The 14,688-nt window shown below is 24.5% G+C and carries 21 protein-coding genes and 1 pseudogene; 11 read left to right on the top strand and 11 right to left on the bottom strand.

Annotated elements, in window-relative coordinates:
* Window positions 1–829: 829 nt before the first annotated feature.
* The 10 genes from AB6A63_RS02500 to AB6A63_RS02545 all read right to left on the bottom strand — a co-directional run bounded on the left by AB6A63_RS02500 (window position 830) and on the right by AB6A63_RS02545 (window position 6,679).
* Window positions 830–1,111 carry a DpnII family type II restriction endonuclease gene (locus AB6A63_RS02500; protein ID WP_370431102.1) on the bottom strand — a complete coding sequence of 94 codons (282 nt, stop codon included), beginning with the start codon at window positions 1,109–1,111 and terminating at the stop codon, window positions 830–832.
* Window positions 1,074–1,568 carry a DpnII family type II restriction endonuclease gene (locus tag AB6A63_RS02505; protein ID WP_370431136.1) on the bottom strand — a complete coding sequence of 165 codons (495 nt, stop codon included), beginning with the start codon at window positions 1,566–1,568 and terminating at the stop codon, window positions 1,074–1,076. Before AB6A63_RS02505 ends, AB6A63_RS02500 begins: the two co-directional genes overlap by 38 nt.
* Window positions 1,528–2,565 carry a DNA adenine methylase gene (locus tag AB6A63_RS02510; protein WP_370431103.1) on the bottom strand — a complete coding sequence of 346 codons (1,038 nt, stop codon included), beginning with the start codon at window positions 2,563–2,565 and terminating at the stop codon, window positions 1,528–1,530. The genes AB6A63_RS02505 and AB6A63_RS02510 overlap by 41 nt, the downstream gene beginning before the upstream one ends.
* 1,353 nt (window positions 2,566–3,918) lie before the next feature.
* Window positions 3,919–4,104 carry a hypothetical protein gene (locus AB6A63_RS02515; protein ID WP_370431104.1) on the bottom strand — a complete coding sequence of 62 codons (186 nt, stop codon included), beginning with the start codon at window positions 4,102–4,104 and terminating at the stop codon, window positions 3,919–3,921.
* A 601-nt stretch (window positions 4,105–4,705) separates the two neighbouring features.
* Window positions 4,706–4,858: a hypothetical protein gene (locus AB6A63_RS02520; protein ID WP_370431138.1), complete on the bottom strand. Its 153-nt coding sequence runs from the start codon at window positions 4,856–4,858 to the stop codon at window positions 4,706–4,708.
* A 121-nt stretch (window positions 4,859–4,979) separates the two neighbouring features.
* A complete protein-coding gene (locus AB6A63_RS02525) occupies window positions 4,980–5,144 on the bottom strand; it encodes a hypothetical protein (RefSeq protein ID WP_370431105.1) in 165 nt (54 codons plus the stop codon).
* Between the two features lie 302 nt (window positions 5,145–5,446).
* Window positions 5,447–5,581, bottom strand: a complete 135-nt coding sequence (locus AB6A63_RS02530) for a hypothetical protein (RefSeq protein WP_370431106.1) — start codon at window positions 5,579–5,581, stop codon at window positions 5,447–5,449.
* A gap of 10 nt (window positions 5,582–5,591) precedes the next feature.
* Window positions 5,592–5,858, bottom strand: coding sequence for a hypothetical protein (locus AB6A63_RS02535; RefSeq protein WP_370431107.1), 267 nt, complete (start codon window positions 5,856–5,858; stop codon window positions 5,592–5,594).
* 125 nt (window positions 5,859–5,983) lie between these two features.
* Window positions 5,984–6,169, bottom strand: a complete 186-nt coding sequence (locus AB6A63_RS02540) for a hypothetical protein (RefSeq protein WP_370431108.1) — start codon at window positions 6,167–6,169, stop codon at window positions 5,984–5,986.
* Window positions 6,170–6,322: 153 nt separating this feature from the next.
* Window positions 6,323–6,679 (bottom strand): hypothetical protein, encoded by a 357-nt coding sequence (locus tag AB6A63_RS02545; RefSeq protein ID WP_370431109.1) that lies wholly within the window; start codon window positions 6,677–6,679, stop codon window positions 6,323–6,325.
* A gap of 684 nt (window positions 6,680–7,363) precedes the next feature.
* On the opposite strand from AB6A63_RS02545, the gene AB6A63_RS02550 reads away from it, so the two are divergent.
* The 11 genes from AB6A63_RS02550 (at window position 7,364) to AB6A63_RS02600 (ending at window position 14,017) form a co-directional block, all read left to right on the top strand.
* Window positions 7,364–7,540 carry a hypothetical protein gene (locus AB6A63_RS02550; protein WP_370431110.1) on the top strand — a complete coding sequence of 59 codons (177 nt, stop codon included), beginning with the start codon at window positions 7,364–7,366 and terminating at the stop codon, window positions 7,538–7,540.
* Between the two features lie 246 nt (window positions 7,541–7,786).
* The gene (locus AB6A63_RS02555; RefSeq protein WP_370431111.1) at window positions 7,787–8,506 is read left to right on the top strand and encodes a hypothetical protein; all 720 of its coding nucleotides are present in this window, start codon (window positions 7,787–7,789) and stop codon (window positions 8,504–8,506) included.
* Window positions 8,507–8,796: 290 nt separating this feature from the next.
* On the top strand, window positions 8,797–9,087 hold the full coding sequence (locus AB6A63_RS02560) for a hypothetical protein (RefSeq protein ID WP_370431112.1): 291 nt from the start codon (window positions 8,797–8,799) through the stop codon (window positions 9,085–9,087).
* A gap of 13 nt (window positions 9,088–9,100) precedes the next feature.
* Complete coding sequence (locus AB6A63_RS02565) at window positions 9,101–9,268, top strand: hypothetical protein (protein ID WP_370431113.1); 168 nt, start codon at window positions 9,101–9,103, stop codon at window positions 9,266–9,268.
* Between the two features lie 68 nt (window positions 9,269–9,336).
* Window positions 9,337–9,594, top strand: coding sequence for a hypothetical protein (locus AB6A63_RS02570; RefSeq protein WP_370431114.1), 258 nt, complete (start codon window positions 9,337–9,339; stop codon window positions 9,592–9,594).
* Between the two features lie 191 nt (window positions 9,595–9,785).
* A complete protein-coding gene (locus AB6A63_RS02575; RefSeq protein ID WP_370431115.1) occupies window positions 9,786–10,079 on the top strand; it encodes a hypothetical protein in 294 nt (97 codons plus the stop codon).
* A gap of 283 nt (window positions 10,080–10,362) precedes the next feature.
* Window positions 10,363–10,962, top strand: coding sequence for a hypothetical protein (locus AB6A63_RS02580; RefSeq protein ID WP_370431116.1), 600 nt, complete (start codon window positions 10,363–10,365; stop codon window positions 10,960–10,962).
* A gap of 71 nt (window positions 10,963–11,033) precedes the next feature.
* The gene (locus AB6A63_RS02585) at window positions 11,034–11,444 is read left to right on the top strand and encodes a hypothetical protein (protein ID WP_370431117.1); all 411 of its coding nucleotides are present in this window, start codon (window positions 11,034–11,036) and stop codon (window positions 11,442–11,444) included.
* Between the two features lie 99 nt (window positions 11,445–11,543).
* Window positions 11,544–12,005, top strand: coding sequence for a hypothetical protein (locus tag AB6A63_RS02590; protein WP_370431118.1), 462 nt, complete (start codon window positions 11,544–11,546; stop codon window positions 12,003–12,005).
* A gap of 631 nt (window positions 12,006–12,636) precedes the next feature.
* Window positions 12,637–13,134, top strand: a complete 498-nt coding sequence (locus tag AB6A63_RS02595) for a CHC2 zinc finger domain-containing protein (protein WP_370431119.1) — start codon at window positions 12,637–12,639, stop codon at window positions 13,132–13,134.
* Between the two features lie 580 nt (window positions 13,135–13,714).
* Window positions 13,715–14,017, top strand: coding sequence for a restriction endonuclease (locus AB6A63_RS02600; protein ID WP_370431120.1), 303 nt, complete (start codon window positions 13,715–13,717; stop codon window positions 14,015–14,017).
* Between the two features lie 415 nt (window positions 14,018–14,432).
* On the opposite strand, the pseudogene AB6A63_RS02605 reads toward AB6A63_RS02600, so the two are convergent.
* Window positions 14,433–14,687 (bottom strand): annotated as a pseudogene (locus AB6A63_RS02605) (restriction endonuclease subunit S); the annotation flags it as partial.
* Window position 14,688: the final 1 nt, after the last annotated feature.

Consider the following 14,688-nt stretch of genomic DNA (forward strand, 5'->3'; position numbering starts at 1 on the left):
TATTTTGATTCAACTTTTTTTATTCCCATTCATAAATAAAAAAAGTCAAATCATTTATTAATTTTTTTTAATAAATAATTTGACTTTGTTTTGTATGGGACTTAGAACTGGTACCACTTTATTGGGGCGGTCAGGATGTATAAATAAAAGGAGGTAAAAGAATTGACTAAAAATACCAAAATTAAAATATCTCTTTTTGCTTTTCTTATATTTATTTTAGGAATTTTTTTAATTTTTCAATCTTACCAAACCAACACAGACCCAAAACACCCAAACCTCAAACCGCTCCTGAATACCAAATTAATAAATCGTTATCTATTCTTGACCAATGGAAAAAATACGACCAAAAACTCCTCGACTGAAAAAAACAAGCCGACTTTAAAAAGGGTAAACACAACGGTTATGAGGTCAGAAATAAACTAGGTCGTTCAAATACAACAATTTACTCCTCGTCTTCAAGTGAAATCGAAGGCATTCATTATGGAAAAACTCATGGTGACAAAATTTCATACATATATAATAAGGGATGGTTTATTGATAATTGGTATTTTGAAAGCGACGAAAAGATAACAGCGGGTACTACTGATGATGGAATTTTACGTAATTATTTCCATGATTATTTCGATAGAACCAAACCTCCAACACCACCAAATGAACCTCGTCCAAATAACTAGTGTCTAAATACCTAATATTTCTATCCAAAAAAAATCCAACTAAAATAATTTATAATTTAAAAACTTCCGTATAATTTAAAAAAAGAGAAGAAACAATAGAAAAAGAAATAAAAAAATCACAATAGCATCCAGAATAAAAAGATAATGGTCTTATGTCATTGATCCCGCAGAGTTAAAACCAACAAATAAATCAAATCATTATCTAAAAAATCTATAAATCTTTTCAAATTGTATAAATTTGATATTTCTTGAAATTTTTTAATTTGTGCTAAATTTTTTTTCAAGCCTGGGCCATCAATAACATAGATAAATTTAAATTGTTTATTTTCGATATTATTAATTTTTTGAGTTAATTGTAACATTCTATCTAATTCACTATTTATTTTAGAACCGCTAGTATTAAAAAAAACTACATTCAAGTAAATAATGAGTTTCATTGATTTTAAAATAAAAATTTAATTTCTTTTTTTGATCGATTTGTTCATAAGATATGAATTTGTTCAAATATATTTCTGTTTTGAATTCAACTTCTTTTTTAATTAGTTGTTTTTTAATCAAATTAGGCAAAAATGAACTTGATTTATTTTTTCGATCGTGAGACGATATTCCTGTTTTTATACCAAAAATAAAAGTTTTAATATCTTTACAATTAGGGTTTAAAAATAAAAAATCCAAAATTTTAGAATTTTTTATAAAATTAACAACTATCTCTTTATTTTGGTAATCGAAAATAATTTCTTGGTTTTGATCGTTTATATAAATAAACTTTTTGTCACGAACAAAATCATTATTTGATATTAAAAAAGGTAAAAGTTTAAAACATGTTGGATTTAAATGATAAGTTGGGCAAAACTTATCCCAAAATTCTGTTTCTGATTTGGATACATAAGTTATTCAATTCTTCAATTAAATTTTCATTTTCTTTCAAAAATTCAGTATGTTTTTTCCAACTTGTATATCCAGAAAGAAAAAAAGAAGTTGTTTTTAATTCTTTCGAAAAAATTTCAAGATCGATTTCTTTTTGTTGAGATGAAGACAGAGGATAGCTAGTAATAATAGTTTCAAAAGTAGCGTTTTTACGTTTATCACCATTAGAATTAATAAAACGATCAACAGGTACATTTTGAATATTGAAATCTTTATACAAATCATTAATAAATTTTGTACTGTGATTCGTTAAAATCCATATTACTCCACGTTCATCAGCTTTTTTTAATTCGTTAAATAATCTAATTTGACCTTCTTTACCGAAAGCGATAGGATTATAAGAATCAAAAGAAGATTTTGTTTCGATGTCATAAGGAGGATCACAAAAAATTAAATCTCCCTTTTGAGCTTGTGAGATAACGTTGACAAAATCTTGTTGTAAGATTTGAATAATATTTTTTTTATTTAAAAATCGAATCAATTGTTTTAAGTTATCAAGATTAACAATTGTATTTAAATTAATGTTTGTTTTTTTATTAAAAGTAACATTAAATTTGTTTTTAGAATTAACTCTATAAATCCCATTAAATCCCGTTTTATTTAAAAAAATAAAACGAGCGGTTCTATAAATAGGATCTTTTTGATTAATTGGTTCGTCTCTTAATTGATAATAAAATTTTTCTTTGAATTCATTTAATTTTTGAACGTATTCTTCTAAAAGATTAATTACTTCACGAGAAGACGTTTTTAAAGTTTTCCATGTAGTAATTAATTCTTCGTTAATATCATTAATAATAGCTTTTGAAGGTTGTAAATGTAAAAACAAAGCTCCAACTCCTAAAAAAGGCTCAAAATAAATTCGTTTACCGTTTTGTAAATCTTCTTGATATTCTTTAGTAAAAATTTCTAAAATAGACAAAAGTTGATTTTTTCCACCAACCCATTTAACGAAAGATTTTAACATTAATTGATAGAATCCTTTTTTTGATAAATTTATTACACAATAAAAAAACTATTTTTTAAAAAATTTTTTTATTTGTAGGAATTAATATTTTTAGAAATCAATAATCAAAAATATTTAAGATAATTTTTTATTTTTTTCGGATAAGAAATTAAAAACTATCAAAGAATATTTTTTTAATTAGCTCCATAACATTTTAATAATTAAAATATTACTTTAATTGTCTTTAAACTTGTTTTAACTATATTTTCCTTAAATAAAGAGCATAATATTTTACACAGGTAGTGCTATTTTTGATTTTTCTAAAATATTAATTAATATTTCTCTAGGATAAATAGATTTTTTTATAAAAAAAGTTATGAAAACTAAAAAAAAGATTGTTTTTAAATCCTATTTAACTTTAAAAAATCATATTTTATCAAAATCAAAAATTATTTATTAATCGTTTTAATGATAAAACAAAAAATTTTTTCAACAAATGAAAAATAAAAAAATCAAATTTAAAAAAAGAAAAAAATTAAATCATTTTTTATCATTTTTTTTATTAAATGATTTGACTTTAAAACGATAAATCACTTCAAATACCATTAAATTAAATGATTTAGTAAAAATTTTTATTCTTTTTATTAGTTTTATATATACAATAGGAATATAAATAACGAGAAATATTATATATTTTTTCTCTGCCTTTATTAAGGATTCGATATATCGTATTTTTATTATTATATTTTTAAGTTATTTTATTAAAAGGAACAAGTAAAAAATGGATAAAAAACTAATTGTCATTCTCTTTATGAATTTTACCTATATAATGGTAAGAAGATATTTTAAAGGTTCCTATTATTATTGTGGTTTTCTTATAACAGATTTATTATCTTATCTCTTATTATTTATAGTTTTAATTTATTTTATCGGAAGAGATAATTAAAAAAACTACTTTTGATGAAAAGGCAAAAAAAGAGGAATTATAATAGAAGGAGTTCGCCAATATTTCAGAAGGAAAACTGTAACAACATTTGGTTTTTTCAAATGAAAGTATTTTTTTTACAAAAAAAACACTAATTTTCCTTTTTAAAAAAATAAAATTAAAGAAATTTCTTTTAAATGAAGAAGAATCGAAAAACCTCGAAAATTTAACAAGAGAATTATTATCAAACTAGAAGCCTATCAAGAAGTTCCTTATTCTATCATAAATGACGCTTTTCAGTATCTTTATTATAAAAAAAGTCAAATTATTTATTAATTTTTTTTAATAAATAATTTGACTTTGTATAGGACTTACAACTAGTACCACTTTATTGGGAGCGGTCAGATCCATCATTTTTTACAGGGTAAGTAGCGAAAAAAAGATTATTTCTAGGTTGAAAATAAACTCTTATTAATCCTGGTGGAGGATCTTTTAATTCGAACAAAAAAATGACGAGTACCATAGTAATTATAACTAGGTTTATACAAACCATAAGTAGAAGCATTAATATCAAAATATTTTAAGATGTCAGGAATACTTTCTTTACTTAAAACAGGAATATCGTATCTTTTCATTGGAGGTTGAGTTGCTGCCGACCATTCTTGTTGAAGAGTTTGGTAATCAGCTAGTTTTATTTGGGTTTTATTTTACTATGAAAATAAGAATAAGCAGAGATGTTAGGGATAACATTAAAAATAATCATAAATAATATGATGAAGTAATATTTTAAAAAAGGGGATTTCGAAATACTAAACATTGTACAACACCCTCCTTCATCAAAGTTTCGTTTTCAGTTTTTTAGCCATACTTCTTTCTTCTGTTTCCTAAAATATTAACAAAGCGATTCAAAAATCGTTTTTCGAAATTTTTCATATTATTAAAATTCCTTTATTTTTTCAGTTAATAAAAATATTCATATTTTTATTAACTGAAAATCAAAACCCACTCTTGTTTTAAGAGTTTGAATATTTGGGTAAGTATTGTTAAATAAAAAAGACCTTTCAAAAAAGGTCTTATAGATTATAAATAATTTAATTTTTCATGTTAATGATATTTTAGTTATTTTCATCATTTAAAAATTTTAAAAGTTTTTTGCAAGCTTTTATTTGTCGTTTTTGATTATCAATTAATTGTTTGCAATTTTCTTTTAATTTTAAGAGAATTTATTTTTGTTCATTAGTTGATACTTCCTTGTAATTCTTTATCTATGTTTGCTATTTCGGTTGCATTAGCATAAATTTGCTGTTTTGAATTAATTATTTCTTCTTCGATGGTGAGGTTCTGATGAACAGGTTGATTACTACTAGTTCCTGCAAGGTTTGGATCCATTGCCATAACTGGATTAACATTGATTAAATTAAATAATCCTAAATAAATCATTAAAAAAAATGTTAAAAAATATAATTTATTTTTTTTGTTTTCGTCATTTTAACTTATAACTCCTTTTTATTTATTCCTCAACTGAAGTGATGTCGTAAAATTCGTTGAGAGATTTTATAAAATCATTTTTTTCTCGTTGGGTTAAGATCGCAAATGTTCCCATTAGGTCTTTTTTGTAATCTTTGGCCCTTGATAACATATCTTGGTGATAATCTTGATCAGATTGTAAGGACAAGATTTCGACTCGTATTTTCCCGATATCGTTTTATTTTTTCTTCTTTTTCTTTCTCCTCTTTTTCTGCTGTTAAAGATTTTATTTGCGGAGTAATCATATTTAATTTAGTTTGATATTCAACAATTTTGCCTTGGTCTTCGTTTATTGTTTTACTTCGGCTTTTTAAAAAATTAGAGACATAAGTTTTGATAATATTGATTTTCTCTCTGATAAATCAGGAGGTAAGAAAGCAGGATTAGCAGGTTCGTCGAAAAGATATTTTTTTATTTGTTTTAAACGAACAGCATGGTTTTAATTTTTTCTTAGGGTTCTTCTTCGGTAGAATCTTTCATTCTTGGAGTATTTGGTGTTGTTAACCACCCAGGTTCTAAGTAATATTGTTCTGGAGTTAAAGGTTTTGCTGGTTTAGCTTCATCGATGAAATAAATTTTTATCATTAATTATTGATCATCGGTGGATGAAATTGATAATATTTTTTATTTTTTTTGTTGTTCTATAGAAACGTTGTTGAGAACGAGCGTAACTCGGATTCTTCTGTTTTAGTTGTTCTTCTAATTCATTCACGTTTTCTCTTTTATTTGCTAATTCTCTTTCTAAATTATATTTATCTTCGTATAATTTATCATTATCAGAAGCTTTAATAAAGTTTTTGGTTAGTTCACTAGTAGATTCGTCGATGATTGTTTTTCGTTTTAACAACAGCAATTTCAGCATTTAATTACTCTTCTTGTAAATTTTCCTCTTTTAGACAGTTTTTATAATCAGTTATTTTCTGTTGATAATCTTTTTCATCTGTTTTGAGGTTTGCTAAATCACGGTCGATACGAGCTTAAATTGAATCATAAAGTTTCTTTTGACATCATTTTTAATTCGTCGTCAGGATTCAAAAACAGTTCTTGGGATAAATGAATTACATGGTGGGTTTCATGAACGGCCAATCCCGCTTTGGTAACCACTCCTGCGACTTTTTTTGTAATCCTGCTACCTATCGCTCTTAACATGCCTCGGCCTCCATAGGCGTCCATAAATAATTCGGCTCCATGAAAAAGGGCGTCACGTAAATTATCAAAACTAAATTCATGTTTTTTATCCCAATCGTCTAAAGCTGATTTAGCTGCGTCTGCACCTGATCGTAAAATACGTAATTGTTCTCTTTCTATACCAATTAATTTTATTTTTTAATTCGCTTCCGCAATATTATTTTTGATTTCTTTTTTACGTTTTTCAACTGTTTGGATAAGATTTAATTGTTCTTTCTCTTTTTGGTTTAAAGTCGTAAATATTCTCATTAGGTCCTTTTGGTATTCTTCGGCCCTAGATAACATATCTTGGTAATAATCTTTATCAGCTGTTAAGAGCCAAATTTCAACTTTTATTTTCCCGATTTGGACAACAATTTCAGAAATTTCCCCTTGGAGTTTTTTAATTTCTGCTTGTAATCTAATTTTATCATCAGGAGAAGCTATTTTAGCTTCTTCTTGTTTTTGTTTAATTTCTTTTTCTTTCGCTTCTTTTTCTTTGTCTAGTTGAATCAATTTTCCTTTTAAGATAGTGATAGATCAATTGTTTTTAGATATTTTTGTTTTTAATTCTTTAATTTTGACTTCTTTTTGGTCTAAAACATCTTGGATTTTCATTTTTTCTGCTTTGGTTTGCCCTTGAAGTTCTAAAAGTTTTTTAAATTTTTTTTCATTCTTTTTTAATTCTTCTTCCCAGTCTTTTTTTAAACCCTGGTAATTATTAATGGTTTTGGTATATTTCTCGATTACTCCATCAATTTTACTGCTTAATTTAGATGTGTAATTAGTTGATGGATTCAGATTTATGAAAGAAAGATAAGTAAAGAAAAATGAATAGGGTAAGAATAATTAAAAAGTAAGTTAAATAACCTTTTGTGGTTGTTGTTTGTTGGTTGTTTGAAAATTGGTTTTTGATGAAATAAAAAAGACCAAAAACAATAGTAGCAAGCAAAAACCATGTTAAATAAGATTTTAAGTTAAAAAATCATTTTAGGACGGAAAATGGTGATAACATATATTATTCACCTCCTTTTACCTTTAATTTGTTTTCAATTTTTTCTAATAAACTGGTATTTGGTGAAATTATTAATTGATAAGCTTGTTTTAAATCTTCTTTGAAGGAAAATAAATATAAAAAAAATAACAAAAAATTCAAAAACTCTTCAAAAATCTAACAAATCTAGAATTTTAGATTTAACAATGTTCTTTATTTTAATTTGCACTATTGGTATTTTAGGATACTTTCTTTATGAAAAACAGAACGAATTAGACAAAATAAAAAATTCTATTCAATCTACTGAAAATATAGAACAATTAACTAAATTAAAACAATCTATTAAATCAGAAGATTCACAAGATAAAAAAGAAGAAAGATAAAAAAACAGAAGAAAAACAAGAAGATAAAAAAAATGAGACTAAAACGGAAGGAGAAAATAAATAATGATATTTAATATTAATAGAATATTTAATTTTTTCTTCGGTGGATTATTCCAAAATATCTCTATCTGGATTTTTATTGGTTTAATTGTTCCTTTAATTCTATTTTACTTTTTAAAATTTTTTAATCTTTATCTTTCATTCCAATCGGGATTAATTATCATTTTAATTTCAATCTTATTATCGGTGGGAATTTGGTATACAAAATTTGGCCCAGGAATTAAAAAACCAATAGATTTCAAAACGACAGAAGATGCCATTAAATCAATAGATGGTAATATTAAAATAAAAGAAGAAATTATCACAGAAGCAAAAGATATCGAAGGGGAATGGATTAAAAAAAGAGGTGAATTAGAATTTCATATCAAACAACTAGAAAGAGCTAAACTAAGCAATCAAGAAGATATTGATAAAAATTCTCTCGAAATTCATAAAGTTGATTTAGAAATTAATGATTTAATGAAACAAATAACTAATAATGATGAAGAATTAAAAAATAAAAAAGCAAAAAAAGACGAAATAGATAAAACCATTACTTCTAAAAAAGCTGAATTAGAATTATTAATCCAAAGAAAAGAAAAAGCTTCTAATGAAGGTGATAAAAATCGATTAATTTTAGAAATTTCTGATTTACGTGGAGAAATTGGTAAATTATTATCTGAAAAAGGTAATTTAGAAGCGGAAATTAAACGAATAGAAGACACAAAAGAAAGTTTAACTAAATCTATCGCTACATTAACGCGAAATAGAGAAGTTTTAGAAGAAGAGGCAGCAAAATTAGACGAATATGCCAGAGAAATATTTTTTAAAATCGATAATGCTACCGAAAGATTAGTGAAAATAAATAAAAATATCGAAGAAGTCCAAAAATTTATTAAAATAGTCGAAGAAAAAAACAAGCCTTAGAAGAATTTAAAACAACTTTAAAAAACGCCTTACTAGCGGGAACAGAATACAAATTAAAGAATGGTTTTGGATTCACCAGCTTTTTCAATGGTTTAAATAGTACTATTAAAACTATTTCTAGTGAAGTTTTAAAATTTAATGTAATGGGGCAATTTACACAAATTGCTGACGGCTTTGGAAAAGCAATAGCTGCTCCTTTATTATATCAGGACCAAGCAAGTTCATTTGTGAGTGATTTTATTTCCCAAGTTTCTGGTTGAAAAAAAACTCTTAAAAAAGAAGACGGTTCTGTGAAATTATTAGACGCACAAAGTTTCGAATTACTCAAAAAAGATTTAGATGATGATATTGCCAAAGATGAAGCTAAATTAAAAGAATTACGTTTAAAATTAGAAGAATTCAATAAAAGTAAAGAATCAAAACAATTATCTGACATCGAACAACAAGAAAAAGAAGAATTATCTAATATGAAAAAACATGCGACAAAATCTTCTTTGGAATTCACAAAAGAAGTATCAAATTTTATTAAGCTTAAAAATGAATTTCAAGAAGAAGCAGATAAAGCGAAAAAAAATTGGTGACAAAAAAGAAGAAGTGATTTCAAAAGAAGAGAAAATAAAAGAAAAACGTGAAAAATTATTAGAAAAACAAAAAGAATTAGAAAAATTAAAAGAAGCAATGAAAACTAATAACAAATCAGTAATCGAAGAATATCAAAAATTAAAACAAGAAAATTTACGCAAACAGTTTAATTTTTCGTAATTTTACGTTTAAAATACAAAAAAAAAAAAAAAGTTATAATTTAAAAAGAACCAAGAAAGGAAAAAAATATGAACTTTTTTAAAATATTAATTATTACTATTTTATTAGGAATTATCGGATTCATAGGATATAACTATTATCAAAATTCCCAAAAAGAAAACGATAATTCTTTAAAGAAAGTTAAAGAAATTATTGTAAAAGAAGAAAAGGAAGAAAGAAAAAAACTAATAAAAGAAAAAGAAATTCAAAATTTAGAAGCTATAAAACCACCAAAAGATGAGAAAAAAGAATTAGGTAGAAAAGGAAATCCAAAAAATACAAGATGAAATTACAGAGTTAGAAAAAGAAATTCCAACAAAAGAAGCAAGAATTCAAGAAATTCCCTCCTTAATAAATGAAAAAGATTCTGAAATAAATAAAACAAAAGAAGAATTAAATAAAAAAAGAGAAGAAGTAAGAAATATTTCAAATTTAAATAATTTATCAAAAATAGAAAAATTTACAAAAAAACAAGAGCTTGAAAGACAGGAAAAAAATAGAAGATAAACGGTCGCTTTTATCTGATGTAAAAGGTAAACTAATGTCTGAAAAAGGTAGCTTAGAAAGCAAAATCAGAAATAATAAAGACCAAATAGAAGCTTATAGCAAATCTTTTTCTACTTTGCAAAAAAATAAAAAAACTTTTTTAGAAGAAATACAAAAAATAGAACAATTCCTCGAAAAAAATAAAAAACAAATCCAAGAAATCGAAGAAAAACTCCGACAATTAAACAACCCAAATAAAAAAAGACTCAGGTCTTTTTTTATTTAGAAAGGAAAAAAAATATGAAAATAAGACCATTATTAAAAAAGTATTATTTTTTAATAATTTATCTAACTTTCTTTATTCCACTAACAATCACAGGAATATATGCAAACTCACAATATCAAGATACACCCGTTAAAAAAACAAAAATAATGGCATCGGTCTAGAAACAGACAAAGGAACGTGTCAAAAAGCTGAAAACCATAACAATCGCCTTCCTAAAAGAAAAATCCACAATTTCAATATTTTTAACCTCAATGATGCTAAACCTTATTTATATAATTTTAATTTGCCTTATAATATTACTTATTTAAGTGAAATACCTCATTATATCGCTGATTCATCTCCTGGAACTTATTGGTATTTAAAATCCCCACCGAATGACTTATTTTTAGTTTATGTTAAATTAAGAAAAGAACACCCAGCAGATAAAATACAAAATAAGACACCAAAATGGTACACTAATTTTCATTTAGACTACACTTACACAATAGATGACTTAATTTACCACGAATGGCGAATTGAGGAATTTTTCTTCTTCTGGAACGCAAACAAAAAACCAATCGACCAAAATGTTAAAATCCACGAAATCGAATTATTCCACAAAGTTAACGAAAAAAAACAAGACGTTGTTGCTAATTACATTCGTCAAAAAATGAACTCTAATTTTCAAACACCTCTCCTTGTCGGTAGATACAACGGTAATATCAAAGATGGTTTAATTTTAAACTTACCAAAAAATAATACTTATCACAATAAAACAATCGATTACGTCTATTTCGATGATGAAATGTTAAGGGTCTTATCTGATTTTATAAAATATCCAACTATCGAAGACCTCCTCAAAATTCCCAACGGTGCTAAAAAACATCTACGTCTATTTCGATGATGAAATGTTAAGGGTCTTATCTGATTTTATAAAATATCCAACTATCGAAGACCTCCTCAAAATTCCCAACGGTGCTAAAAAACATCTACCTTTTTAATTTCACTCAATATAACACTAAAACGTACACTCATCACGTCATCGACAAAGAAGAAGTTATGGAAATCAAAAGACAATATGGTTTAAATCCTAATAATAATTTCGAATTAAATGATGCAAGAACTTATTTTAATCCAAGAAATGATTTATTTAGAACTAATTATAATTGGTTTATCACCAAACAACCGGATTATCTGGATGTTATCACTATCAAATACAGACCGAATGTCGATAATTACAAATACGCAAAAAATAATACTTTTAACCTTAACACTTTCCTCACAAACGAGCAAGATATCGAAGAAGTCCATTTATTCTATTACTACCAAGAACTCGCTGATATCGAAAAACAAGTAGACAAATATATTCAAGATATTGAAAATTGAAAAAAAACGCGCGTTTTCACAACCAATACGTAAGCGCTAATTCTCTTTACGATTCTTATACAGGTATATTACTATGTTTATCAATACGATGGAGCACCTATGGCACAAATTCAATACAACGGAAAATCTGGTGAAGGGATATCTTTTCATTCAATTGAAGGAAGAACCGATGTAGTAAGTATTACTAGTAGTTCTTCTTTTCGGTTTAAATCTATTAATTTTAATGCTCCTTGTTGGAGAAGTTATTCTTCTCAATTATTTGACAACAGATATTATTTTCAAGGATATTTTTCAACTTCTCCTTTTCCGGAAAAAATAAACATTAACCTTCCTTCTGAAAATAGTATTAAATCAACTTATAATCTTGTTCGTTACAGAAATTTTAAACGAAAAATAATAAAAAAAATACAAGAGGTTTATTCTTATCATGCAAATGAATTAAAATCTTTTGGTTTCTCGGCTTATGATTTAAGCTTTGCAGGTTTCACAGACGCCCATTTAAAATCCATAGGTTTCTCAGATGTCGAATTAAGAAACGCGCACGCGGACTTTGAATTTTAAACAAACAACCCAACAAAAGACCACTCGGTCTTTTTTTAATATCAAAATCTATAATTTAAAAAGAAAAAAAGACTTTAAAATAAGTCTTTTTTTATAAAAAGGAGAAAAAATTATGGAATTAAAATTATTGAAGACAATTCTTAATTTACTAAAATACATTTTTATTTTTATCTTAATTATCTTTATTGTCTTTTATAAATATTATAATCTCTCTTTAAAACAAATTTGTAAACAATTAAAAAATAATTCAATTAAGTATTTACTTCAAAAATTTAAAGATTTCGATAATTCTGACTAATTATGAAAATCATAGAAGATATATCTAACTTTATTGTTAATTTTTTTCAAAAATTAGTTTCAATTTACGATTTAATCGTAAATAATTCCTATTATTTAAAAGGATTAATTCTCATTATTTTAATTTTATTAATTTTCCCTTTCTTTCTATCATTCATAGACGCGACCTTTAAATTATTGATTAAAATTATTGAATTATTTTATTTTATTTTTAAATTTTTCTACTTATTCTTTAAATTTTTTCTAAAATTTTTTTTCAAATAAAGTAAAAATTAAAAATCTATTTCAAAAAAGAGCTTAATAGGCTCTTTTTCTTGTTTTAAAAGGAGAAACTATGAATCTAACAGAAAAAGTTAACTATTTAAAATCGAAAATATCAATCGAATTTTTACTTAAACATTTAAATTTTATCGATATTAACCATTCTAAAAAAACTACTTTCTGCCCTTTCCATCAAGGTAATAATTCCAACATTGCTTCTATCGAAAAAGAATATCTCCGCTGTTGGGCTTGTTCTCAAAATTATGATATTTTCGCCATTTATCAAAAATTAACTTATTCAACTTTTTATGAAACAATAACTTATTTCTTTAATTTAATAAAAAAAGAAATAATAACATCATCAATTTTAAATTCTCCAAAATTAAACACAATCAAAAAAGAAGAAACTAAATTTTCAAGAAAAGAATTATTCAATGAATATTCCCCGTTATTCAATAAAATAACAGATACAATGATTTCGATCAAAAGGAACGGAATTAAAATTTTTATAATTTTCATGTTTTTTCTCCTTTTAGTTTCTTTTTTAATTAAAACTTTTTTTACTATTTAAGTGTTAAAAATTAGGAATTAATGTTTTTATTATCTTTTTAAGTTTTATTTCTATTTTTGATTTCGTTTTCAATTAACTATTATTTACTTCTATAATTTTTAAAGAAATATTTGATGTATATTTTAATCTAAACAATTTTTTATTTTATTGATTTAACGATAAAAAAAATATATCACTTGTTTTTTTTGTCTTTAATATTTTTAGTTTGATTTTAGCAAACTAAAAATATTAAAGACAAGGAAAGTAAATTAATTGAATTTAAATCATAAAAATTTAAAGATAATTTTAATTGTTTTATTTATTATATTATTGATTACTTTTGGAACTATTATTTATCTTAATAAAATTTAACCAACCGAAATAACAACACTACCACAAGAAAATAATGTTTTTTCTAAACAAATGAATAAAGAATTTATTTATTCTTTACCGAACCTCACTAGATTAAAGTTTTAAAGATACTTTTTTAATCACTAAAAAACAATTCCAAAAGTACCTTTAAAACTTTAATCAAGGAACGAATGATAAATTAATAGAAGAAGGGAAACCAAAGCAAGCGATAGGAAACGCTATCGAAAGAATGGGAAAAAATTTGATAGGTTTTCGAACTATGTTTATGCATGAAAATATTACGCCTTTTATTTTTTTTGGTGAAGGTTATGATTTTTCGGATTCTTATACAAATTCTAAATTATTTTTAATGAATGAATTTTTTGAATTAAATCGTATTTTTGTTTTTAAACAAGAAGGAGATTATAAACGAAATAAAAATACATTTTCACCTGTTTCTATGTTTGCCCAAGAAAAAGAATGTTCAATAGAAGAATTGATTTTTAAATTTAAAACTATTGTTGATGTTTCCTTTGGATATTATATTTTTTAATCGAAATGAAAATAAAAGATGTTTAAATATATCATTTATTTATACATAATAAGATGCATTAAAACGATTTATTTTATTAATGGATATATCTTCTGTTTTAAATAAAATTTTGATAAAAGACAAAATACTAACTAATTTTTCAAAAAACATTATTTTTAAAAAAAAAAAAAAAAACGGTTTTTTGACGTTTTTTAATAAAGAAATAATTTTAATTTTTAAAAATTTAACCAAACTATTATTTTTTCAAAACAATATAACAAAAATAAATGGTTAATCAAAAAAAAATATATAAAACTTTTTAAAAATGAGTAAAATTTCAAATTTTTTAATATTATTTAATAATAAATAATAATGAATTTATTTTAAATTAAAACTATAAGGTAAAGATTTTATATAATTTTCCATAAATAACCAATCAGGTTTTCCTTTTTGTATCAATTGGTAATTTTATAAGGCTTTTTTTTATTTTTTCATTGTTCAATTGTCTACTGTAATTAAACCTGTATTTTTCTTTTTCGATAATAGTTATAATAAAAAGAGCAATATACACATTAAGATTTTTTATCTTCAAAACGGTCACATTAGGCAAAGTATAAAATGGTGAAGTTTGATAAAAAGCGCTTCCTACAGAACCACCATTAGCTACTGTAATACTAGGGTTAAAGAGTTTT

The organism is 'Camptotheca acuminata' phytoplasma, assembly GCF_041276565.1.
Taxonomy (GTDB): domain Bacteria; phylum Bacillota_I; class Bacilli_A; order Acholeplasmatales; family Acholeplasmataceae; genus Phytoplasma.